The organism is Paraburkholderia saeva (assembly GCF_907164555.1).
Classification (GTDB): Bacteria; Pseudomonadota; Gammaproteobacteria; order Burkholderiales; family Burkholderiaceae; genus Paraburkholderia; species Paraburkholderia saeva.
In genome coordinates, this window is the sequence record NZ_CAJQZC010000004.1 from 278,998 (window position 1) to 300,975 (window position 21,978).

Here is a 21,978-nt window from a genome sequence, read left to right on the forward strand (position 1 = left end):
GTCATCGATGAATCAGTCTGTGGGAACCAGCGATTCGCTACTGCAACCGTCGGCACGCAACAGTTCGCTCTATAACGACGATCTCGCGCCAACCGGCAAGTCGCAGCGTACCTGGAAGTGGTATCACTTCGCGGCACTGTGGGTCGGCATGGTGATGAACATTGCGTCATACATGCTCGCAGCAGGTTTGACGGAGCAGGGCATGTCGCCGTGGCAGGCTGTCGTGACGGTGCTGCTCGGCAACCTGATCGTGCTGGTGCCGATGCTGCTGATCGGTCACGCAGGCGCGAAGCACGGCATTCCGTATGCGGTACTGGTGCGCTCGTCGTTCGGCACGCAGGGCGCGAAACTGCCTGCGCTGTTGCGTGCGATCGTTGCCTGCGGCTGGTATGGCATCCAGACCTGGCTCGGCGGCAGCGCGATCTACGTGCTGCTCAACATTCTCACTGGCAATGCACTGCAGGGCACGCCGCTTCCGTTCATCGACATTTCGATCGGCCAGGCCGCATGTTTTCTCGCGTTCTGGGCGTTGCAGATCTACTTCATCGTGAACGGCACGGATTCGATTCGCTGGCTCGAAAGCTGGTCGGCGCCGATCAAGGTCGTGATGTGTATCGCGCTGGTGTGGTGGGCGACATCGAAGGCTGGCGGCGCGGGTTCGATGCTCTCGACGCCTTCGCAATTCGCGGCCGGCGGCAAGAAGGAAGGCCTGTTCTGGATCACGTTCTGGCCGAGTCTGACGGCGATGGTCGGATTCTGGGCGACGCTCGCACTGAATATCCCCGACTTCACGCGTTTCGCCAGGACGCAGCGCGACCAGATGGTGGGCCAGGCGATCGGCCTGCCGGTGCCGATGGCGTTGCTGTCGGTGATCTCGGTGGTGGTCACGTCGGCGACTGTCGTGATCTACGGCAAGGCGATCTGGGACCCGATCGATCTCACGAGCCGCATGACGGGCATCGGCGTTGGCATCGCGCTCGTCATCCTGACGCTCGACACGATGTGCTGCAATCTTGCCGCGAACCTCGTCGGCCCGGCTTATGACTTTTCGAGCCTCTGGCCGAAGGGCATCTCGTACAAGACGGGCGGCATGATTACCGCCACGATCGCCATCGTGATGATGCCGTGGAAGATTCTCGCGACCACGCAGGGTTACATCTTCACGTGGCTGGTCGGTTATTCCGCGCTGCTCGGGCCGGTGGCCGGCATCATGATGGTCGACTACTTCCTGATTCGCGGCACACGTCTCGATCATCACGAACTGTTCGATGAAAACGGCGAATACGCGTACACGGGTGGCTGGAATATCGCGGCGGTGGTCGCGCTCGTGATCGGTGTGCTGCCTAATCTGCCGGGTTTCCTGCACACCGCGTTTCCCGCCGCGTTCCCGAACGTGCCTGAGATGTTCAATACGCTTTATACGTATGCGTGGTTTGTGGGCCTCGCGCTGGCGGCGATCGTCTATGGCGTGTGGATGAAACTCGGCAAGCGTGCAAGTCCGCGTATCGCGCGCGCATAAGCGGGTGGCGATGAAGTGCGGCGTTTGAGAGTCAACTGAAGGAGACGGCAGCATGGCAACCCTGATTCGTGGCGGGACGGTAGTCGACGCCAACCAGACGTATCGCGCCGACGTGTTGTGTCATGACAGCGCGGATGGCGGCACGATCGCGCAGATCGGTGTCGATCTCGCAGTGCCCGCCGGCGCGACCATCATCGATGCCGGCGGGCAGTACGTGATGCCAGGCGGCATCGATCCGCACACGCACATGGAACTGCCATTCATGGGCACCACCGCCAGCGACGACTTCTATAGCGGCACGGCCGCGGGCCTTGCGGGCGGCACGACGAGCATCATCGACTTCGTGATTCCGTCGCCGCGTCAGCCGTTGATGGCGGCGTTCAACGAATGGCGCGGCTGGGCGGAGAAGGCCGCATCCGATTACGGCTTTCACGTCGCGGTGACGTGGTGGGACGAATCGGTGCATCGCGACATGGGCACGCTCGTGCATGAACACGGTGTGTCGAGCTTCAAGCATTTCATGGCCTACAAGAACGCGATCATGGCCGACGACGAGGTCCTCGTGAACAGCTTCGCGCGCGCGCTTGAACTCGGCGCGTTGCCTACGGTGCACGCGGAAAACGGCGAACTGGTGTTCCAGCTGCAGCGTCAGTTGCTGGCACGCGGTTTCACAGGACCGGAGGCGCATCCGTTATCGCGCCCGCCGGAAGTGGAGGGCGAAGCGGCCAATCGCGCGATCCGTATTGCCCAGGTGCTGGGCGTGCCGGTGTACATCGTGCATGTGTCGGCGAAAGACGCACTCGAAGCCGTGATCCGCGCGCACAGTGAAGGCCAGCGTGTGTTCGCCGAAGTGCTCGCAGGGCACCTCGTGATCGATGAAGCGGTCTATCGCGACACCGACTGGGGACGCGCGGCCGCGCACGTGATGAGCCCGCCGTTTCGTACGAAAGAGCATCGCGATGCATTGTGGCGCGGCCTGCAGGGCGGCCATCTGCACACGACTGCGACGGATCACTGCGTGTTCTGCGCTTCGCAGAAAGCGATGGGACGCGAAGACTTCACGAAAATCCCGAACGGATGTGGCGGCGTCGAAGACCGCATGTCGATTCTCTGGCATCACGGTGTGAATACCGGTCGTCTTACGCCGAACGAGTTCGTACGCGTGACATCGACGAACGCCGCGCAGATTTTCAATCTGTATCCCCGCAAGGGCGCGGTCGAAGTGGGCGCCGATGCGGATATCGTTGTCTGGGACCCGCAGGCGTCGCGCACGATTTCGGTCAAGACCCATCATCAGAACGTCGACTTCAACGTGTTCGAAGGGATGAACGTGCAAGGCGTGGCGACGCACACGCTCACGCGCGGTCATGTGGCCTGGGCTAACGGCGATCTGCGGGCGGAGCGCGGCGCGGGGCGTTATCTGAAGCGGCCGCCCAATCCGGCGTATTTCGAGGCGATCCGGGTGGCCAACCGTCTTAAGGCCGTGGAGCCGGTTGTGCGTTAAGCGTGTGCGGATATCGCTGCACGTCGTGCATTGCAATAAAAAAGCCGGATGACCCATCGGGGCATCCGGTTTTTTTCATGTGCCTGGGAGGCGGCTTACAGCACGGCGCCTGCGGGTGCCAGCGTCGCAACCAGCACGGCGGCGATGGCCTCGATGCCGTCGCGGTCCTCCTCAGTGAAGCGGGCCGGTAACGGGCTGTCGATATCCAGCACGCCGAGCACCGCGCCATCGGGCATCACGAGCGGCACGACCAGTTCCGAGCGCGACGCCGAATCGCACGCAATGTGGCCCGCAAACGCGTGAACGTCCGGCACGAGTTGCGTCTCGCGGGTTTGCGCGGCCGTGCCGCATACGCCGCGGCCCATTGCAATGCGCACACAGGCGGGCTTGCCCTGGAACGGCCCGACGACGAGTTCGCCCTCTACGAGAAAGTAAAAACCCGCCCAGTTCACATCCGGCATCGCGTTAAAGAGCAGCGCGGACAGATTCGCCGAGTTGGCGACGAGATTTGTTTCGCCCGCGAGAAGCCCGCGTGCCTGCTCAGTCAGTTCGTGATAGAACTCGCGCCTGGGCAACGCGGTGGAGACGGTTCCCTGAAACATGATCGTATGTCCTGCGTAGTCGGTGCATGAAAGGCGCCGGTGCCTGGCGCCGGGCCGCATTCCCGCGGTCGGGTTCGTGATTCTCCCACCTTTGGCGCGATTCTGCCTCGCAGCATGAAAGCTCCACGCATGGCGCGGTTTCGCGTCTGTAAGCATCCTGGGCGGCCCGCCACGCGTTTATCCGTCAACGCATACAATAGTTCGGCATGCTTTCATGCATCGGGGCGTCGTGACGTTTCGCGCGTTCCGGCTGCAGCGCGACGCCCAGCACGTACGACGCTCAAAAGGACGTTCATGGATCACCTCGAATCGCTGCGTATCTTCTGCACCGTGGTTGAAGTCCGCAGTTTTACGCGTGCGGCGCAGGTCCACGGTCTGTCGACGCCGGCCGTCTCCCGCTCGGTGAGCGAACTCGAAACGCGCCTCGGCGTTCGCCTTTTTCAGCGCTCGACGCGCCATATCTCCACAACTGAAGTCGCCGAGCAGTTTTTCAAGGGCTGTTCGCGGCTGCTGGCCGAACTCGACGTGCTGGAAGCGCAGGCGCGTCACGGCGTCAGCGAGCCCACGGGCGTGCTGAGAATCGTCGCGCACACGACTGTCACGGTCAATCTGCTCGTGCCGCTGATTGCCGGCTTCAAGAAGGAATATCCCACGGTGCATCTCGATCTCACGCTCAGCGAGCGGCCCGTCGATCTGATCGAAGAGGGCTACGATCTCGGCATTCTGCTGCCGTTCATGCTGACGAGCGACCAGATGATTACGCGTCCGCTGACGCGCATCGCGATGGTCGTGGTGACGTCGCCGGAATATCTGAAGACGCATCCGCGCCCCGACACACCGGACGATCTCGCCCGGCACGAGTTCGTCGCGCTGTCGCCGTCGATCCAGGGTTTGCCGTTGCGCTTTCGGCGTGGTGACGAAGAGACGTCGGTCGAACTGAACGTCGAGATATCGACAAATAACGCGACGCTGCGCAAGGAGATGGTGCTCAACGGCTTCGGGCTTGGCGCGTTGCCGCGCTCGCTGATCGAAGGCGAACTGCGCGATGGACGGCTCGTGCCGCTGCTGGAAAACTACGAACTGGTCGACAGCGATCTCGAGTTACGGCTCGCGTACAGCAACCGCAAGTTCATGCCCGCGAAGGTACGTGCATTTGTCGACTACGCGACAACCTTCTATGACGTTGCGCCCGTTGAGGACACGTCGCACGCCGAGGCTGCGCGCTAGCCCGCGCGTCAGTAGGTGCACGGGCCGTCAGGCAGCAGCTTCGTGAGGCGTTGCGCGACGTGCGCGCGCGCGGTGTGTTCGGCGGCTTCTTCGTCGTGCGCTTCGAGCGCCTTGAGAATCGCCGCGTGTTCATCGCGATTGCCCGCAAGCTGCTCGAAAGTGGCGGTGCGTTTTCCGCACATTGCCTGTGTCTGTGCGTAGAGGCTCCGCAGTGCTTTCGTAATCGCCGGATTTTCGCATCCCGCGAGAAGTGCCTCGTGGAAGTCGCTATTGGCCTTGTCGTACGCGGTGCGGCCCTTGCGTTCGAGCGCCGCGGTCTGCCGTGCCACTGTGCCCGCGAGTTCCGCGAGCGCAGCGTCGCTCATGCGGCGCGCAGCGAGCCGCGCGGCCATGCCTTCAAGCGCTTCGCGCGCTTCGAAAACCGCGCGCACGCGTTCCGGCGCGAAGCCCACAAGGAAAACGCCCTGACGTGGCGATACCTCGACGATGCCTTCGGCCTCCAGACGCGCCACTGCGGTCCAGATTGGCGAGCGGCTTACGCCAAGATCGCGGGCGAGTTCTTCAATGCTGATTTTCTCGCCCGGCGCGTAGCGGGTGCCCCCAAGGAGTAGATCGCGAACGGCTGCGTGGGCGTCGCCCGCAAGCGTCGTGCGGCGCAGTTTGCGCGGCGCCGTGCTCATGCGGCACGCCCATGCGCGTGATTCTGCGCATCCGCTTTCAGCCGCCGGTGTGCAATATGTAGCGCTTTGCCGACGGATATGACGCTCGATGCGAAACCGGGCAGCGTTTCGACTGCTGTCGGACAACCTGCGATTGCGTCGGGATGGGAGCGCGCCCTGGCCGTGCGGCGCGTGATGTTGGCGGTGAGCGGCTGCGAACGATCCGCAGCCGCTGTATCATTCGGCGCGCCGTGCGCCTCGAAGCGGGCGGGCACGGCTTTGTTCTGTGTTTCGGCATGCATCATCACGGAGACCCGGATTTTCACTATTCGTGTTTCATGATACGTTTCACTGCGAAAAAAACAAGGCGCTGGCAGAATCTGAGGTTTCGAGGCGGCTTGCTCGCCTTATAACCAGTAGAAATATCCACCGTCTTCGAAATGCTTTGTGGAAATAAGACCTGTTTGCTACAGTCCGCTGCGCTCTTCGGCCCGGTAGCATGGCGAACACGCAATGCACGCTGAAGCTGGACACACAACTCCAAGAGGGACTCATTCATGAAATCGATTCGCTCCATTCTGTTGATCGGCCTGCTGCAGGCCGCCGCTGCAACTTCGGCGTTCGCGGCCGACGGCCTTGCACAGATCAAGTCGGCCGGCGTCTTCAAGATTGGCACGGAAGGCACGTACGCGCCGTTCACGTTCCATGACGCGTCGAACCAGCTGACGGGCTTCGACGTCGAGATCGGCCGCGCGATCGCGCAGCGCCTTGGCGTGAAGGCCGAATTCGTCGAAGGCAAATGGGACGGCCTGATTGCTGGCCTCGACGCAAACCGTTATGACGCCGTCATCAACGAAGTGTCGATTACCGATGCCCGCAAGGCGAAGTACGATTTCTCGAGCCCGTACATCACGTCGCACGCGGCGCTGATCGTGCGCTCGGACAACACGACCATCAAGACGTTCGACGACCTGAAGGGCAAGAAGTCGGCGAACACGCTGACCAGCAACTTCGGCAAGATCGCGCTCGCGCATGGCGCGGAAGTGGTTGCCGTACAGGGCTTCAACGAATCGGTCGACCTGCTGACGTCGGGCCGCGTCGATGCGACGGTAAACGACTCGCTGTCGTTCCTCGATTTCAAGAAGCACAAGCCGGACGCGAAGGTGAAAATCGCCGCGCTGGATAACTCTGCCGACAGCGACCAGTCGGGTGTCCTGATCCGCAAGGGCAATCCGGAACTGCAGGCCGCGATCAACAAGGCGCTCGCCGACATGAAGGCTGACGGGACTTACGACAAGATCTCGATCAAGTACTTCGGTAAAGACGTTTCCAAGTAACGCAAGCGAAGCGAGCCTGAATCATGCCGGCATGGCTGCATTTGATGGGTGAGTCGCTCTGGCCCCTGCTGTACGCGGGGCTGGTGTTTACCGTGCCGCTCACCCTGATTTCCTTCGTGCTGGGTCTCGCGCTGGCGTTTGCCGTCGCACTGATCCGGCTGTTCGGACCCGCCTGGTCCGTTGCCGCCGTGCGGTTTTACGTCTGGCTGATTCGCGGCTCGCCGCTGCTCGTGCAGCTGTTTGTGATTTTCTACGGCTTGCCCAACGTCGGCATCGTGCTCGATCCGCTGACGGCGGCCATCATCGGTTTTTCGCTGAACGTCGGCGCCTACAATTCCGAGGTGATCCGCGGCGTCATCGAGTCGATCCCGAAAGGGCAGTGGGAAGCGGCGTACTCGATGGGGATGACGCGTGGCCAGGCGCTGCGTCGCGCGATCCTGCCGCAGGCGGCGCGCGTGGCGCTGCCGCCGCTGTCGAACTCGTTCATCGCGCTCGTGAAAGACACGTCGCTCGCTGCTGTGCTGACCGTGCCGGAGATTTTCCAGGCCGCGCAGCGCATCGCGTCGGTGACGTATGAGCCGCTCATCCTGTACACGGAAGCGGCGTTGATCTATCTGGTCTTCAGTTCGGTGCTGTCGTCGGCGCAGGTCAGGCTCGAACGACGCTTCGGGCGCCACGCGCTTTTTACGGGTGGTAACGGATGATCAAGCTCCAGAAAATCGAAAAGTATTTCGGCGATCACCGGGTGTTGAGCTCGGTCGATCTGGCGCTCGCGCCGGGCAACGTCACCGCGTTGATCGGTCCGTCGGGCAGCGGCAAGAGCACGCTCCTGCGCTGTGTGAACCTGCTGGAGATCCCCGAAGTCGGCACGCTCGAACTCGGCGACCAGCGGCTCGAATTCAGCCGCACCGAAAAGCCGTCGCGCGATGCGGTGCTCGCCATCCGCCGGCGCACCGGCATGGTGTTCCAGAACTTCCAGCTGTTTCCGCATCGCACGGTCATTGAGAACGTGATGGAAGGGCTCATCACCGTGCAGAAGTGGGATGTCGAGCGCGCCCGCAAGCGGGCGCACGAACTGCTGACGAAAGTCGGCATTGCCCACAAATCGGACGCGTGGCCTTCGACGCTCTCCGGCGGCCAGCAGCAGCGCGTCGCGATTGCGCGGGCGCTGGCGCCTTCGCCGGACGTGCTGCTGTGCGACGAGCCGACCTCGGCACTCGATCCGGGCCTTGCCGCCGAAGTCGTCGACGTGCTGCGTCAACTCGCGAAAGAAGGCATGACGATGCTGATGGCGACGCATGACCTGCGGCTTGCGGCATCGATTGCGCGCGACGTCGTGTTCCTGACCGACGGCGTCGTGGTCGAAGCGGGGCCGGCGCGCGATATCTTCACGCGCCCAGGCCGGCCGGAAACGGCCAGCTTCGTGTCCACGCTCACGCAGAAGCTCCCGGATAGCTGGGACGACTGATCGCGCTCCAGGTTTGCCTGCGCAGGCCGGCGCTCAGTGCGCCGGCTTCACAAACCTCAATGTCATCCGGTCCGATTCGCCGATCGCCGCAAAGCGCGCGCGATCGGTGTCGCCGCCTCTATACGTCGGCGGCAGCGACCAGACCCCGTTCGGGTAATCCTTCGTATCGCGCGGGTTGCTGTTGATCTCGCTCTTTCCCGCCAGCACGAATCCGGCCGCTTCTGCGTGCTGGATCACATAAGCCTCCGTCACGTAACCCGTCTCGATCATCGTCGGAAGCGGCGTGCCTGGCCGCGCGCGGTGTTCCTCGACGCCCATCACGCCGCCCGGTTTCAGCACCCCATAGAACGCCCGCAGGTTCGCGTCGATCTGGCCGTCTTCGATCCAGTTGTGAATGTTGCGGAACGTCAGCACGCGGTCGACGGAGTCGTTCGCCGGAAAACCGCTGAATGCCCCGTCGCGCAGTGTGCCGTCGACAACCTTGCCGTAGACCGACGGCGTCGCCGCGAGCTTTTTCTCGAACGCCTCCCGATTGGCCTGTTGTTCGGCCGCGGCCGCGGGTTGCGGGCTTTCGTACTGCGCCTCATAGAGCGTTCCGCTGTCGTGCAGCCAGGGCGCGAGGATGTCGGTGTACCAGCCGCCACCCGGCGCGATCTCCAGCACTGTTTGCGTCGGCTCGACTGTGAAGAACTCGAGCGTCTCCTTCGGATGCCGGTAGACGTCGCGCGCTTTCGCCTTCGCCGTGCGTTGCGGATTCGCGATCGCCGCGTCGAGCGTGGCCGACGCGGCGCCCGCGGCCGCACTCGAACCGGGGTCGGTGGCCGTCGCGGAAATCGGGCCACCTGCCGTGCATGAAGCAAGCATCAAGGCGGCGGCGAGTGTGAGGGTCGCGCAACGTAGTGTGCGAACCGGGGAGGAGAGCGGGGGTGAGGAGCGGGTCGTCATGGGGACATTATCCGCCTTAAGGGAATCCGTCTGCACGCGCGGGCGAACAGAGTCGCGGCATCGAGCAGGTCAACCTGACGATCACGCAGATGGACGAAGTGACGCAACAGAACGCCGCGCTCGTCGAGCAGGCAACGGCTGCGTCGAAGTCGCTGGAAGCGCAGGGACGCCAGCTCGACGAAACGGTCGCGACGTTCCGTCTGCCGGCTGAAAAGAGCACGGCGGATGCATCGCTCGGCGGTCACGGGCAGGGACGCCGTTCCAGTGCACCGCTTCAATATCGCGAAGCGAACGGTTGATGCAGTAGGCGCTCAACCAGCCGGATGAGGAAAAGCGCGTCGCACACGATGCGGCGCGTTTTATTTCCGTAACATCCGCGCCTGAAAAGCGCATGGAAAAAGAGTAGACCGCGCACGTGATTTCCATCGCCTACACTGGATGAGTCGATCCACGATAATGAAGGAGTCGGACATGTCGCGACCATCCCGTCTGTTGCCATCCCTCATTTTTGTCGCGCTGTGTGCTGCGACAGGATCGGCCTTCGCGCAGGGGCTTTCCGTGCCCGACGACATGAGTCTGCCGGTCAACAACCCGAAGCTCATGCCACAGGCGCCGCGTGGCAGCGAATATCCGTCGCATGGCAACCAGCAGGCCGGTGAAATGAACCTGAATCCGACCGACCCGCGCGCGCAACTCGTCAACGGTTTGCCTAACAATGCGCAGGCGGGCGGCTACGGTGCGCCGCTTGCGGGCGTGCGGACTTACGCGCAGCCAGCCGGACAGTGATACAGAAGCAAGCGGCGTTGCGTTGCCAGTTGCGGCGGCGGTATGGCAGGCACACGGCGTGCTACTTCCGGGCAATGACGGACGGCATCATGCTGTCTCGCATTGACGGGGTCCAGTGTCATGCCGCTTTCCAGACAATCCGCACATTCACCGGCCAGAAGCGCGAAGAGCGCCGACCCATCCACGGCACGCGCTGATGAGCTTCCGCCCGGCCTTCGCTACGTCAGCGATACAAACCCGGGATGCACCCGTAAACGCGTCGGTGACCACTTCGTCTATTTCGATCGCGACGGCAAGCGCATCCGCGACGCCGCAGAAATCGCGCGCATCAACGCGCTCGCCGTGCCGCCTGCCTATACGAATGTGTGGATATGCGCCGACCCGCGCGGCCATCTGCAGGCGACGGGACGCGACGCGCGCGGCCGCAAGCAGTATCGCTATCACCCGCGCTGGCGCGAGACGCGCGACGCCACCAAATATGACCGGATGCAGGCATTCGGTGAGGCGCTGCCGAAGATCCGCGCGCGCGTCGCCCGCGACCTCGGTCTGCCCGGCATGCCGCGCGACAGGCTGGTGGCGACCGTCGTGCGTCTGCTCGATACGACGCTGATCCGCGTCGGTAGCGCGGAGTATGCGCGCGACAACCGTTCGTACGGACTGACGACGCTCTGCAAAAAGCACCTCCACGTGAAGGCCGGTCTTGTGCGGTTCCGCTTTCGCGGCAAGAGCGGCATCGAACACGACGTCGAGATCGACGACCCGCGCGTCACGCGGATCATCCGGCGCTGCATGGATTTGCCGGGGCAGGAACTGTTCCAGTACATCGACGACGACGGCGCGCGGCACGTCATCGGCTCGGCGGACATCAACGACTATCTGCGCGAGGTAAGCGGCGCCGACTTCACGGCGAAGGATTACCGCACATGGGCTGCGAGCGTCTACACGTTGCGCGCGCTGCGTCAGCACACGCTGACGGACGCGGCCGGATCGCGCCGGCATCTGCTCGCGACGATCAAGGACTGCGCCGCGCTGCTACGCAATACGCCGGCCGTGTGCCGGCGTTGCTATATTCATCCGGTCATCGTCGAGGCGTTCGAAAACGCCGGGTTGGACGACATCCGTGTGCCAGCGCGCCGGTGGGGATTGCGTGCGGATGAAGGCGCGTTTGCCGCGCTGCTCGCGCACAACGCCCGGCGCGCAAGACGCGAGGCGAAGGCAGCGCTCGCGCCGAAACGGGTGAACGGCGTGGGGCGCGCGAACGGAGCGAAAGCCGGTGCCAAAACCGCAAACGGATCGAACGGGGCGGCTGGGGGCGAGACACGCGAGTCGGACCGCGTCGTGAAGCTGCTGGCGAAATCGCGCAGCGTACGGGCGAAACCGGCTCCGGCAGGCGGGCGTCGTCAGGCGGCGTAAACGCCTGGCACGCGATCGAACCCGCAAGTCTCCGGGCAAAGCAGCGCAGTGATCCTGCTATGATAGCTGTATATATATACAGCTTTTCTGTGCATGCCTGTGCCAACGCTTTCGCCCGATCTTCCCGATCCGCACTATTACCTGCGTAACTTCCAGCGCGCGCTCGCATGGATCGGCGAGCGTTACGACGACCTGTTCGATACCGCCGAGCGGGAATTCCTGCGCACGTTCGGCACGCTGCCGGAGGCGTCGCAGGCCCTCCTCGTGCGCATGCTGATGCGAAAGGGGCCGCTCTTTCGCTCAAGCCGTCTCGTGTACGAGGAAATCGGTTGCGCGCTCGATGCGGCGGGTCCGCTGGTCGCACGCGGGTGGGTCGATTCCGATCCCGTTCTGACACTCGATGAACTCTTCGGGCTCGTCACGCGTCCGGAACTCACGCGTCTGTTTCCCGAACTGTCGACGAAATCCGCGACCCGCAAGGCCGGTTTGCTCGCGGCGCTGCGCGAGCACTACGACGAGGCGCGCCGGTTTTCGGCGTGGTGTCCGGAGTCTGGCGAGCGCGCGTTGTGCGTCACGGTCGCGCCGCTGTGCGATCGTCTGCGACTGATGTTCTTCGGCAACCTGCACCAGGACTGGTCGGAATTCGTGCTCGCCGATCTGGGCGTGTACCAGTACGAGCGTGTCGTGTTCGAGCCGTCGTCGCGGGCGTTTCAGCAACGCGCCGACGTCGACGTGTTTCTCGCGCTGCACGCATGTCGCGAGCAGCTCGAGGCGTTTTCCGCCGCGAGCGGCGAACCGGAGCAAGCCGGTGCGCTCGATCGCCTGCTGGAGGCGGTCAACGCATGCAGCAGCGCGAATCCGTGGCTCGAAACGCGTCGCGCGAAGCTGCTGTTCCAGATTGGCCATGACGCGGAGCGCCGGCATGACTGGGCGGCGGCGCTGGCCGTGTACGGGCGCAGCACCTGGCCCGGGGCGCGGCATCGCAGGATGCGTGCGTTCGAGCGCAGCGGCCAGTTCGAAGCGGCACTGGCGCTCGCGAGAGAGGCGGCCGCGTCGCCGGAGAGCGAGGCGGAGAGCCAGCGCGTCGCCCGAATGATGCCGCGTCTGCAACGCCAGCTCGGCCATACGGTTGCGCGCGCAACGAGGGCGAAATCCGTGGCGCGTAGCGAACTCGTTTTGCCGCGACCCGTCGTGCCACAAGCGGTGGAATACGTCGTGCGCGATCACCTGGGTAGCGACGATGCGCCGGTTCATTTCGTCGAGAACGGTCTCATCAATTCGCTCTTCGGGCTGCTGTGCTGGGACGCGATTTTCGCAGCGATCCCAGGTGCATTTTTCCACCCGTTCCAGCGCGGTCCGGCCGATCTGCACGCGGCGGATTTCCACGTGCGTCGCGCCACGCTCTTCGACGCCTGTTTTGCGCAACTCGATAACGCCACGTACCGCGACGCGATCCTGCATCGCTTCGAGACGAAGTTCGGCGTGCAGTCCCCGTTCGTGTTCTGGGGGCTCGTTACGTCTGAACTGCTGACGCTCGCGCTCGACTGTCTGCCCGCGCAGCATCTGAAGCGCTGGTTCGAGCGGCTCCTCGCCGATATCCGCAGTAACCGCTCGGGCCTGCCCGATCTGATCCGCTTCTGGCCTGCCGAACGTCGCTACGAACTGATCGAGGTGAAAGGGCCGGGCGACCGTCTGCAGGACAACCAGATCCGCTGGCTCGAGTACTGCGTGCAGCACGGCATGCCCGTTCGCGTGGTCGATGTGCGATGGGCCGAAGAGGCGGCGACGCTCGCACCCGGCGCTCGCGGCGTGTCCGCATGACGTACGTCGTCGCCGTTCGCGCGCTGTGCGAATTCGCAGCGAAAAGCGGCGATCTCGATCTACGCTTCACGCCCGCGCCGAGCGCGCAGGAAGGCATCGCAGGGCACGCAACGGTTGCCGGCCGGCGCGCGGGTAGCTACGAGTCCGAGATTACGCTGACCGGCACACATCGTGGTCTCACCGTGCGTGGCCGCGCGGACGGGTACGACCCCGCGCTGAACCGTCTCGAAGAAGTGAAGACGCATCGCGGCGCACTCGAAGCGATGCCCGCCAACCACCGCGCGTTGCACTGGGCGCAGGCGCGCGTGTACGGGCATCTGCTGTGCGAAGCGCGCGGGTTGTCGTCGCTCGATGTGACGCTCGTCTACTTCGATATCGCAAGCCAGAAGGAGACGTTGCTCACCGAGCATCACACGGCCGCGACGCTCGCCGCGTTCTTTGTCGACCAGTGCGAACGATTCAGCGACTGGGCCACTCGCGAGGAAGCCCATCGTGACGCGCGTAACGCTGCGTTTAACGCGCTCCAGTTTCCGTACGGCGCGTTTCGTAGCGGTCAACGCGAGCTGGCCGTATCGGTGTTTCGCGCGGCCCGCGACGGCACGTGCCTGATGGCGCAGGCGCCCACCGGTATCGGCAAGACGCTCGGCACGATTTTCCCGCTGCTGAAAGCCTGCGCGGCCGGTCACGTCGAACGTGTGTTCTATCTGACGGCAAAAACGCCGGGGCGCGCGCTGGCGCTCGACGCGCTCGAAACGCTGCGCGGGCGTGCCGGAACGTTGCCGCTTCGCGTGCTCGAACTCGTCGCGCGGGACAAGGCCTGCGAGCATCCGGACAAGGCCTGCCATGGCGATTCGTGTCCACTTGCGCGCGGATTCTACGACCGGCTCGCTGCCGCGCGCAGCACGGCGCTCGCAGCCGGGCAGATGGACCGTGAATCGGTGCGGGCAACGGCGCTTGCGCATGATGTGTGCCCGTATTATCTGGCGCAGGAACTGGCGCGCTGGAGCGATGTGGTGGTGGGCGACTACAACTACTACTACGACGGCAGCGCCATGCTGTACGCGCTCGCGCAGATCAACCAGTGGCGCGTCGCCGTGCTCGTCGACGAAGCGCACAACCTGCTCGACCGCGCGCGCCGCATGTACACCGCGACGCTCGATCAGACCGCGTTGCGGATCGCGCGCAAGACCGCGCCGGCAGCGCTGAAAAAGCCGCTCGACAAGCTCGCCCGCGAATGGAACGCGCTCGGCCGCACGCAGCTTGCTCATTACGCCGTCCATCCTGAAGTGCCGGCACGTCTGCAATCGGCGGCATTGAATCTGGTGAGCGCGATCACGGAGCAACTTGCAGAAGCGCCCGACACGATCGACGGCAACGAAACGCTGCTGCGTCTCTATTTCGACGTGATGCACTTCACGTCGCTCGTCGAACAGTTCGGGGCGCATTCGATCTTCGACGTCACGCTGGACACGGAACGCTTCGCGGGCCGCGAGACGCGCAACGCCGCGCTGTGCGTGCGCAACGTCATTCCCGCGCCGTTTCTCGCGCCGCGTTACGCGGCGGCGCGCACGACGGTGATGTTCTCCGGCACGCTGAGCCCGCATCATTTCTATCGCGATACGCTGGGTCTGCCAGAGTGCAGTGGCTGGCTCGATGTCGAAGGGCCGTTTCGCGCGGAGCAGTTACAGGTGCGCGTGGCGGGCAACGTGTCGACGCGCTGGCGTGACCGCGAGCGCTCGCTTGTGCCCATCGCCGATCTGATCGCCGCGCAGTATGCCGCGCAGCCGGGCAACTACCTTGGCTTTCTGAGCAGCTTCGACTATCTGCAACAGGTCGTTGCGCTGATGCGCGAGCGCTATCCGGGTCTGCCGGTATGGGCGCAGGAACCCGGCATGGACGAGGCCAGCCGCGACGTGTTCCTGGCCCGGTTCACGACAGCGGGAACGGGCATCGGTTTTGCCGTGCTGGGCGGCGCGTTTTCCGAAGGGATCGATCTGGCGGGCGAACGGTTGATCGGCGCATTTATCGCCACGCTCGGCCTGCCGCAGATGAATGCCGTCAACGAACAGATGCGTCGCACGATGGACGCAAAATTCGGCTGCGGTTACGACTACACGTACCTCTTTCCCGGCCTGCAGAAGGTCGTGCAGGCCGCGGGCCGCGTGATCCGCACCGAGCAGGATACAGGCGTGGTGCATCTGATCGATGACCGCTACCGGCGCGCCGACGTGCAGCAACTGCTGCCGCGCTGGTGGCGGGTGGGGTGATTCACGTCAGCGGTGAATACGCATTGTGTGTCGCGAACAGGTCAGACAGGCGTCGCCTGGAGCGTTTTCAGGTTGACGGCGCGGCCTGGCTGGCCAAACCTGCTTTCCGGCCCGGATCCTTGCCTGTGGCGGCGCAGCAATCGTGCCCCTGATGCGCGATGGTTAAATAATTACTGCAGGAACAGTCGTTGCTGACCCCGATGTCATGAAACATCATGCGCTCACGCATCGGGAGTTACATGTGCACGGTTTTACTGGCGGACGACAATGCCCGCGACATCGAAGCGCTCAAGCTCGTTCTGGAGCATGCCGGGCATCGGGTGGTGACCGCCGACAATGGCTGCGGCGCGCTCCTTGCCGCACGGCGCGAACGCCCGGACGTCGTGATCACCGACTGGAACATGCCATTTATGGACGGCGTCGAACTGTGCTTCCAGATGAAGCGCCAGCCGGCGCTCGCGTCGATTCCTGTCATGATGGTCTCCGCGTCCTCGCCACCGGGCATCAGCGCCGCGCCCTGGGCTGCCTTCTTCCGCAAACCCGTCGCGATACGCCGTCTGCTCGACGTTGTGAGCGAACTCGTGCCACCGCAGCGGGCGAAGGTTTGATTCGCGCCACTGATCTGTAAGGGTCGAAGCGGTCTTTTCCGGTTCTCCCAAAGGCGGTGATTCTGGCTCGTGCCCGCGTGCGCCTTCGTTTATCGGCATGCGTGTATCCGCGCATGACCGCCGCTGGCGGGAATGGGCGGCGCGTCCGTGCGATACAATTGCCGGCGGCCTGAACTACGGAAAATCAATGAAGATTCGGACTCTCTCACTCGCATCTGCGATGACTGCTGTGATGCTCTCGGCAGGATGCACGGCCGTCTACAAGAATTCGAACGCATGCGAGCAGATGACGCGCGAGAAGCTCGCCGAAAAGTATCCGCAGAAGCTGACGATCTCGCATACCGGTGCAGCCATTCGTGGCGAACGCGTGGTCGTGGAAGGCCAGTTCGAAGCGCCGCCGAAAGCGGCGTCCGGAGTAGCCGCGGCGTCGGGCGTCAATGCGGATGCGCCGGCGATGGCTGCGTCGCAGGGTGCCGCTGCTTCGCAGGCAGCGGTGACCACGGCCGCGGCGGCTTCAGGCGCGGTTGCCGCGTCCGGTGCCGTTGCCGCGTCGGGCGCGTCGGCGGTAGTCGCGACGGGCAAGAAAAAGAAGGTCTACACCGCCGCTGCCGCAGAGTGCATGTTCGCCGGAGCTGATCTGACGGCATTCCACTGGCTCGCACCGGCCGATCTCGCCAGTCCCGACGACGAAGCGTCGGAATAAACATCTCTTTTGAACGTGTTGCGGAGCCCGGCGGCCACCGGTCCAGAGTGCTACGATTGAAGCATCGCCGACCAGGAGGACCATGATGGACGGCTTTGTCAGACATCAGATAGAAGGCGCGTCGGTGGACATCGACGTCGTGCCCGTCAATCCGCGCGGCTTCTGCGCCCGGTTCCGCATTTTTCGCGACGCCGCCGACGAACCCGAGTGGCATCAGGTCCATGTCTCCGGAAGCGTGTTCGACACGACGGAGGAGGCCGAGGAGGCCGCCCGCTCGATGGCCGTCGAAAAGGTGCTGGCGAGCGGTTCATAGCGCAGCGTGCGTAGTGCGACCCGTAGCGAGGGTATCGCCTCGCGCGGTTGGGGCACCAGCAGCACCTGGCGCATCCCGCAGGTGTTCATACTCCTGCTGGACCGAGGCGGGCGTTCTCACGTCGCCGCTTCGCGGAATCTGCTTCCTGAAGCGGGGCACGTTTCGGCGCACCGCCATATTGACGACATACCCGAAGCCAAACCTGACACCCTCGAAGTGCCGCCGCGCCGCTTCGATTGCACGCGCATGCGTGTGGCAGATTGAGTGTCCGCCCGAAAACGATTCCGCGACGACAATCATCAACGGCTTCGTGCCCGCGTTACCGGTTGCCGTTGCCGCGAATATCGCACCGATCCACGAATGCAGGACTGGTTTCGCCGGTCTGACGCATTGATCGAGCGGGCCGCGACAAAGACCTTGAGCCGCATCCGCCGGCACGAAACTATGCATGACTAAGCAGTTTACGGGAAATGATACGCGACTTCATCCGGTTGGTTCTCGCAGAAATCAGTCCGACTGTGCGTCGATTCCAGGAAATTGGGAGTTTTCTTGTATCCGATAGACAACCCGATTCGTAGGATTCAACTGTCGTACGCGTAGGGAAATTCTGTCTTGCGCGTAGGTGTTGAACTTTCGGGAACGTCATGCGTTCGTGGATCGTATGCGCGGTCCGGTCCGTTTTCGGTTTTAGATAATTCGGATTGCGAATGATGTGTTGATTCTGCGTGGCTTTTCAATTTGAAGTAGCCCTGTTGGCACCGGCTGTCGTCCGGGCAGTCATTACTCGTCTTAAGGTCTTAAATGAATAAATCGCATCGCGTCGTCTGGAACGACGTCACGAACACGTGGGTCGCTGTGTCAGAACTCGCTACAGCAAGGCGGAGTAAAGCCTCGCGGCGCGCCGGCGTGGCCGCGGCCATCGTTGGTCTCGGCGCGATGGCGCTCGTGCCGGCCGCGGGCGCCGCTGAACCTGAAGACGGAAGGCAGATGCAGACCATGCTCGCCAGTCTGCTCGCCGCGCCGGCCGCTGCCCAGGGCCCCGTACTGACGGCGGCGCCTGACCCGACGATCTATATCGCGGTGAGCCCGAACGTGACGCAGGGCAACGCAACGCACGCCGGTGATGCGATGAACGCGATGGCCATCGGCCCGGTTTCGTCGGCCATTGGCGAAAATTCATCTGCAATAGGCGCCGGCTCGTTCGCGGCCTATGACGGTTCGACTGCGGTCGGCGCATTGGCGGGGGCGCTCGCCCTGAATGCGACCGCAATCGGAAGCGGTGCCACGACGGGTTCGGACGCTGATAACTCGGTATCGATCGGCCGCCTCGCCAGGACGTTCGGTGCAAATACACTCGCCTTGGGCGGGCTCACCATCGCGCATGGCATCGATTCAGCATCTATTGGCACGAACGCATTCACGGCCGTTGGGGCCGACCGTTCAATGGCGCTTGGGGCGAATGCAGCGGCAAGAGTGAACGATTCGGTGGCGCTGGGTAGCGCGTCGGTTGCGGATCGGGAATTCACTGTCTCTGTGGGCAACAGCACGACACAGCGGCAGATCGTCAACGTGGCGGGCGGCACGCAGGATAGCGACGCTGTGAACGTCACGCAGCTGAAGGGTGTAATCAATGCGATGGGCGGCGGCGCAGCGCTGAACCCGGACGGCTCGATGACCCCGCCCACATACACCGTCGCTGGCGATACGTATACGAACGTCGGCGACGCGATCACGCATGTGGACGGCGCGGTGACGAATGTGACCAACGTCGTCAACAACATTCAGAACGGTGGTGGCATCAAGTACATGCACGTCAACTCTGTACTCGACGATTCGAGCGCGGAGGGCGTTGAATCGGCCGCGATCGGTGGCAACGCGCGCGCCACGGCGGACAACTCGGTCGCAGTCGGTGCCAATGCGGTCGCTGACCGCGCGAACACGGTGTCTATTGGCGCGGTGGGCAACGAGCGGCAACTGGCCAATGTCGCGGCCGGCACAGCCGATACGGACGCCGTGAACATGTGGCAGTTGCGCCAGGCGGGTATCAATACCGATGGCGACGGAAACGTCACGAACGCGTTTGTCACTTATGACGACACGTCGAAAGGGCACATCACGCTGGGTGGCGCGGATGCCGCCGGGCCGGTTGGCATCTCGAACCTGAAAGCGGGCGCGGTTGCCGAGAGTAGCCGCGATGCGATCAACGGCGGCCAGTTCTACGGTCTGGCGAGCAGTGTCGCCGATGCGATCGGGGGCGGCGCGAGCGTCAACCCGGACGGCACGATGACGGGGCCGACGTACAACATCGGTGGCGACACGTATACAAACATTGGCGACGCAATCACGCATATGGACGGCGCGGTGACGAATGTGACCAACGTCGTCAACAACATTCAGAACGGTGGTGGCATCAAGTACATGCACGTCAACTCTGTACTCGACGATTCGAGCGCGGAGGGCGTTGAATCGGCCGCGATCGGTGGCAACGCGCGCGCCACGGCGGACAACTCGGTCGCAGTCGGTGCCAATGCGGTCGCTGACCGCGCGAACACGGTATCTATTGGCGCGGTGGGCAACGAGCGGCAACTGGCCAATGTCGCGGCCGGCACAGCCGATACGGACGCCGTGAACATGTGGCAGTTGCGCCAGGCGGGTATCAATACCGATGGCGACGGAAACGTCACGAACGCGTTTGTCACTTATGACGACACGTCGAAAGGGCACATCACGCTGGGTGGCGCGGATGCCGCCGGGCCGGTTGGCATCTCGAACCTGAAAGCGGGCGCGGTTGCGGAAAACAGCGGTGACGCAGTCAATGGCGGACAGTTGTATAACCTGGCTAACAGCGTCGCGAGCGCAATGGGCGGTGGTTCGAGCGTCACGCAGGACGGCATCATCTCGCCACCGACGTTCACAGTGGGTGGCGACACGTATCAGAGCGTGGGCGACGCAATCACGCATATCGACGGCGACATGACCAACGTGATGAACGTGGTCAACAACATCCAGAACGGCGTCGGCATCAAGTACTTCCAGACACACTCCACCCTCGCTGATGCGGTGGCGAGCGGCGACGAGTCGATCGCAATTGGTGGCAACGCGCAGGCGAGTGCGGATAACTCCGTCGCGCTGGGCGCCAACGCCACGACGACCGCCGATCTCACTCAGGCAGCATACAGGCCAGGCTCGGGCCAGGTGGCGGGTGCCAACCCCGTCGGCGAGGTGTCAGTCGGGTCGGCGGGCAATGAGCGTCGCGTGACGAACGTGGCAGCGGGTGCGGCAGATACCGACGCGGTCAACGTGAGCCAGCTGAAAACGGTCGTTGCCGGTAGCGTTGCCGACGCGGTGATGTACGACAATCCAGATCACAGCGGCATCACGCTGGGCGGTCCGGGGTCCACGACACCCGTCCATCTGGGCAACGTCGCATCGGGTCAGGTGGTGGCCAACAGTACCGACGCGACGAACGGAGGCCAGATGTACAACCTGGCCAGCACGGTCGCCGATGCGCTCGGCGGTGGCACCGCTGTCAATCCTGATGGCTCGATCACGCAGCCCACGTACAACATCGGCGGCGACACGTATCACAACATCAGCGATGTGGTGACGAACATCGACGGTCGCGTGACGAACAACACAAACGAGATCTCGAATCTCACGCAGATCCTGAACAACATCACGAACACCGGTGTCAACGTGAAGTACGTACACGTCAACTCGACGGGAGCGGACTCGGTCGCGTCGGGCGCCGACGCCGTGGCAATCGGGGGCAATGCCCAGGCGAGCTTCGACAACTCGGTGGCGATCGGGGCGAACTCGACGACAAACCGGGTCAACTCCGTCTCGGTTGGCTCGGCTGGAAACGAACGGCAAATCACGAACGTCGCCGCCGGTACGGCGGATACGGATGCGGTCAACGTGGCGCAACTGAAGCAGGCGGGCGTCATCGACGGCAATGGCAACACAAAGACAGCCGTCACCTATGACACCCAGGACGGTGCGACAGACTACGCCAGCGTAACGCTTGGAAATGGCGCCGCGGGTGGCACCGTTCTGCATCACGTTGGGGCCGGCACGCTTGATTCCGATGCGGTGAACCTCGGGCAGCTGAACGATGCGCTAGGCAGAATCTCGAACGACATCGCGAGTGGCGGCAGCCCGTTCCTGAGCGTGAATGGCGATCGCGACAACGAACCGGCACTGGCAAGCGGCACACATGCGACTGCGCTCGGCGCGAATGCGGTGGCGAACGGCACCGATGCAGTTGCGTTAGGCGCCAATACCAACGCCATCGGAAACGGTGCGACCGTGGTCGGGTCGGGCGCCAGTGTCCGTGCGACGAACGCGACGGCGCTCGGCTGGGGCAGCTCGGCAACAGCCGATGGATCGGTCGCGCTTGGCGCGGGTTCGGTGGCTGATCGGGCCAACTCGATTTCAGTCGGCAGTGTGGGTGCGGAACGGCAGATCACGAACGTGGCACCGGGCACGCAGGGCACGGACGCGGTGAACGTCAACCAGTTGAACGCCGCCCTGGGTCAGACCAGCCAGTCGATCCAGGACCTCGACCGCAGTACGCGCAAGGGGATCGCCGCAGCGTCCGCCCTACAGATCGTCACGCCCTACCTGCCTGGCCGGACGACGCTTAACGCGGGCGTGGCGGGGTATCGCGGTCAGGCGGCGCTGGGTCTGGGCGTGTCGCGCTGGAACGAGAAAGGCACGATCAATTTCAATGCGGGTGTCGCGTCTTCGGGCAGCACCAGCACGATTGTGCGTGCCGGCATCGGCATCGTTCTTGGCGATTGATCG

Annotated in this window: 17 protein-coding genes and 1 pseudogene; 15 read left to right on the forward strand and 3 right to left on the reverse strand. The window is 63.7% G+C overall.

What is annotated here, in order from left to right; translation table 11 throughout:
* Positions 1-7 precede the first annotated feature (7 nt).
* Together LPA36_RS12750 and hydA are read left to right on the forward strand one after the other, a co-directional pair.
* On the forward strand, positions 8-1,519 hold the full coding sequence (locus tag LPA36_RS12750; RefSeq protein ID WP_228876956.1) for an NCS1 family nucleobase:cation symporter-1: 1,512 nt from the start codon (positions 8-10) through the stop codon (positions 1,517-1,519).
* 52 nt (positions 1,520-1,571) lie between these two features.
* Positions 1,572-3,023, forward strand: coding sequence for a dihydropyrimidinase (gene hydA / locus LPA36_RS12755; RefSeq protein ID WP_228876958.1), 1,452 nt, complete (start codon positions 1,572-1,574; stop codon positions 3,021-3,023).
* A 95-nt stretch (positions 3,024-3,118) separates the two neighbouring features.
* Here hydA and LPA36_RS12760 read toward each other — a convergent pair whose 3' ends face one another.
* Positions 3,119-3,625 (reverse strand): GAF domain-containing protein, encoded by a 507-nt coding sequence (locus tag LPA36_RS12760; RefSeq protein WP_228876960.1) that lies wholly within the window; start codon positions 3,623-3,625, stop codon positions 3,119-3,121.
* 294 nt (positions 3,626-3,919) lie between these two features.
* Here LPA36_RS12760 and LPA36_RS12765 point away from each other — a divergent pair, with 294 nt between their 5' ends.
* Positions 3,920-4,852, forward strand: a complete 933-nt coding sequence (locus LPA36_RS12765) for a LysR family transcriptional regulator (protein WP_228876961.1) — start codon at positions 3,920-3,922, stop codon at positions 4,850-4,852.
* Positions 4,853-4,860: 8 nt separating this feature from the next.
* Here the strand turns inward: LPA36_RS12765 and LPA36_RS12770 are convergent, their stop codons facing one another.
* Positions 4,861-5,532: a GntR family transcriptional regulator gene (locus tag LPA36_RS12770; RefSeq protein WP_228876963.1), complete on the reverse strand. Its 672-nt coding sequence runs from the start codon at positions 5,530-5,532 to the stop codon at positions 4,861-4,863.
* Between the two features lie 536 nt (positions 5,533-6,068).
* Here LPA36_RS12770 and LPA36_RS12775 point away from each other — a divergent pair.
* The 3 genes from LPA36_RS12775 to LPA36_RS12785 are packed head-to-tail and all read left to right on the forward strand — an operon-like array spanning position 6,069 to position 8,316.
* Positions 6,069-6,848 carry an amino acid ABC transporter substrate-binding protein gene (locus tag LPA36_RS12775; protein ID WP_228876965.1) on the forward strand — a complete coding sequence of 260 codons (780 nt, stop codon included), beginning with the start codon at positions 6,069-6,071 and terminating at the stop codon, positions 6,846-6,848.
* Positions 6,849-6,871: 23 nt separating this feature from the next.
* Positions 6,872-7,552: an amino acid ABC transporter permease gene (locus tag LPA36_RS12780; RefSeq protein ID WP_228876967.1), complete on the forward strand. Its 681-nt coding sequence runs from the start codon at positions 6,872-6,874 to the stop codon at positions 7,550-7,552.
* Entirely contained in the window at positions 7,549-8,316 is a 768-nt protein-coding gene (locus tag LPA36_RS12785; RefSeq protein WP_228876969.1) for an amino acid ABC transporter ATP-binding protein, read from the forward strand. Before LPA36_RS12780 ends, LPA36_RS12785 begins: the two co-directional genes overlap by 4 nt.
* A 33-nt stretch (positions 8,317-8,349) precedes the next feature.
* On the opposite strand, the gene LPA36_RS12790 is transcribed toward LPA36_RS12785, so the two are convergent.
* Positions 8,350-9,261, reverse strand: a complete 912-nt coding sequence (locus tag LPA36_RS12790) for a class I SAM-dependent methyltransferase (protein ID WP_228876971.1) — start codon at positions 9,259-9,261, stop codon at positions 8,350-8,352.
* 38 nt (positions 9,262-9,299) lie between these two features.
* On the opposite strand from LPA36_RS12790, the pseudogene LPA36_RS12795 reads away from it, so the two are divergent.
* The 9 genes and pseudogenes from LPA36_RS12795 to LPA36_RS12835 form a co-directional block, all read left to right on the forward strand.
* A pseudogene (locus tag LPA36_RS12795) lies at positions 9,300-9,560 on the forward strand (hypothetical protein); the annotation flags it as partial.
* A 172-nt stretch (positions 9,561-9,732) separates the two neighbouring features.
* Complete coding sequence (locus LPA36_RS12800; protein ID WP_228876977.1) at positions 9,733-10,047, forward strand: hypothetical protein; 315 nt, start codon at positions 9,733-9,735, stop codon at positions 10,045-10,047.
* 120 nt (positions 10,048-10,167) lie between these two features.
* Positions 10,168-11,460: a DNA topoisomerase IB gene (locus LPA36_RS12805; protein WP_228876979.1), complete on the forward strand. Its 1,293-nt coding sequence runs from the start codon at positions 10,168-10,170 to the stop codon at positions 11,458-11,460.
* Between the two features lie 93 nt (positions 11,461-11,553).
* Complete coding sequence (locus LPA36_RS12810; RefSeq protein WP_228876981.1) at positions 11,554-13,281, forward strand: VRR-NUC domain-containing protein; 1,728 nt, start codon at positions 11,554-11,556, stop codon at positions 13,279-13,281.
* Entirely contained in the window at positions 13,278-15,548 is a 2,271-nt protein-coding gene (locus LPA36_RS12815; protein ID WP_228876983.1) for an ATP-dependent DNA helicase, read from the forward strand. The genes LPA36_RS12810 and LPA36_RS12815 overlap by 4 nt, the downstream gene beginning before the upstream one ends.
* Positions 15,549-15,763: 215 nt before the next feature.
* On the forward strand, positions 15,764-16,156 hold the full coding sequence (locus LPA36_RS12820) for a response regulator (RefSeq protein WP_228876990.1): 393 nt from the start codon (positions 15,764-15,766) through the stop codon (positions 16,154-16,156).
* Between the two features lie 187 nt (positions 16,157-16,343).
* Positions 16,344-16,859 carry a hypothetical protein gene (locus LPA36_RS12825; protein WP_228876992.1) on the forward strand — a complete coding sequence of 172 codons (516 nt, stop codon included), beginning with the start codon at positions 16,344-16,346 and terminating at the stop codon, positions 16,857-16,859.
* An 82-nt stretch (positions 16,860-16,941) separates the two neighbouring features.
* Entirely contained in the window at positions 16,942-17,172 is a 231-nt protein-coding gene (locus tag LPA36_RS12830) for a hypothetical protein (RefSeq protein ID WP_228876994.1), read from the forward strand.
* 801 nt (positions 17,173-17,973) lie between these two features.
* A complete protein-coding gene (locus LPA36_RS12835; protein WP_228876996.1) occupies positions 17,974-21,975 on the forward strand; it encodes an ESPR-type extended signal peptide-containing protein in 4,002 nt (1,333 codons plus the stop codon).
* Positions 21,976-21,978 lie beyond the last annotated feature (3 nt).

What these genes read in the sequence shown, in the direction of transcription:
- LPA36_RS12750 (WP_228876956.1), top strand. Translation starts at nt 8, where the DNA reads ATGAATCAGTCTGTGGGAACCAGCGATTCGCTACTGCAACCGTCGGCA.
- LPA36_RS12790 (WP_228876971.1), bottom strand. Translation starts at nt 9,261, where the DNA reads ATGACGACCCGCTCCTCACCCCCGCTCTCCTCCCCGGTTCGCACACTA.
- LPA36_RS12835 (WP_228876996.1), top strand. Translation starts at nt 17,974, where the DNA reads ATGAATAAATCGCATCGCGTCGTCTGGAACGACGTCACGAACACGTGG.
- LPA36_RS12770 (WP_228876963.1), bottom strand. Translation starts at nt 5,532, where the DNA reads ATGAGCACGGCGCCGCGCAAACTGCGCCGCACGACGCTTGCGGGCGAC.
- hydA (WP_228876958.1), top strand. Translation starts at nt 1,572, where the DNA reads ATGGCAACCCTGATTCGTGGCGGGACGGTAGTCGACGCCAACCAGACG.
- LPA36_RS12815 (WP_228876983.1), top strand. Translation starts at nt 13,278, where the DNA reads ATGACGTACGTCGTCGCCGTTCGCGCGCTGTGCGAATTCGCAGCGAAA.
- LPA36_RS12805 (WP_228876979.1), top strand. Translation starts at nt 10,168, where the DNA reads ATGCCGCTTTCCAGACAATCCGCACATTCACCGGCCAGAAGCGCGAAG.
- LPA36_RS12810 (WP_228876981.1), top strand. Translation starts at nt 11,554, where the DNA reads ATGCCTGTGCCAACGCTTTCGCCCGATCTTCCCGATCCGCACTATTAC.
- LPA36_RS12800 (WP_228876977.1), top strand. Translation starts at nt 9,733, where the DNA reads ATGTCGCGACCATCCCGTCTGTTGCCATCCCTCATTTTTGTCGCGCTG.
- LPA36_RS12830 (WP_228876994.1), top strand. Translation starts at nt 16,942, where the DNA reads ATGATGGACGGCTTTGTCAGACATCAGATAGAAGGCGCGTCGGTGGAC.
- LPA36_RS12785 (WP_228876969.1), top strand. Translation starts at nt 7,549, where the DNA reads ATGATCAAGCTCCAGAAAATCGAAAAGTATTTCGGCGATCACCGGGTG.
- LPA36_RS12765 (WP_228876961.1), top strand. Translation starts at nt 3,920, where the DNA reads ATGGATCACCTCGAATCGCTGCGTATCTTCTGCACCGTGGTTGAAGTC.
- LPA36_RS12820 (WP_228876990.1), top strand. Translation starts at nt 15,764, where the DNA reads ATGCGCTCACGCATCGGGAGTTACATGTGCACGGTTTTACTGGCGGAC.
- LPA36_RS12775 (WP_228876965.1), top strand. Translation starts at nt 6,069, where the DNA reads ATGAAATCGATTCGCTCCATTCTGTTGATCGGCCTGCTGCAGGCCGCC.
- LPA36_RS12760 (WP_228876960.1), bottom strand. Translation starts at nt 3,625, where the DNA reads ATGTTTCAGGGAACCGTCTCCACCGCGTTGCCCAGGCGCGAGTTCTAT.
- LPA36_RS12825 (WP_228876992.1), top strand. Translation starts at nt 16,344, where the DNA reads ATGAAGATTCGGACTCTCTCACTCGCATCTGCGATGACTGCTGTGATG.
- LPA36_RS12780 (WP_228876967.1), top strand. Translation starts at nt 6,872, where the DNA reads ATGCCGGCATGGCTGCATTTGATGGGTGAGTCGCTCTGGCCCCTGCTG.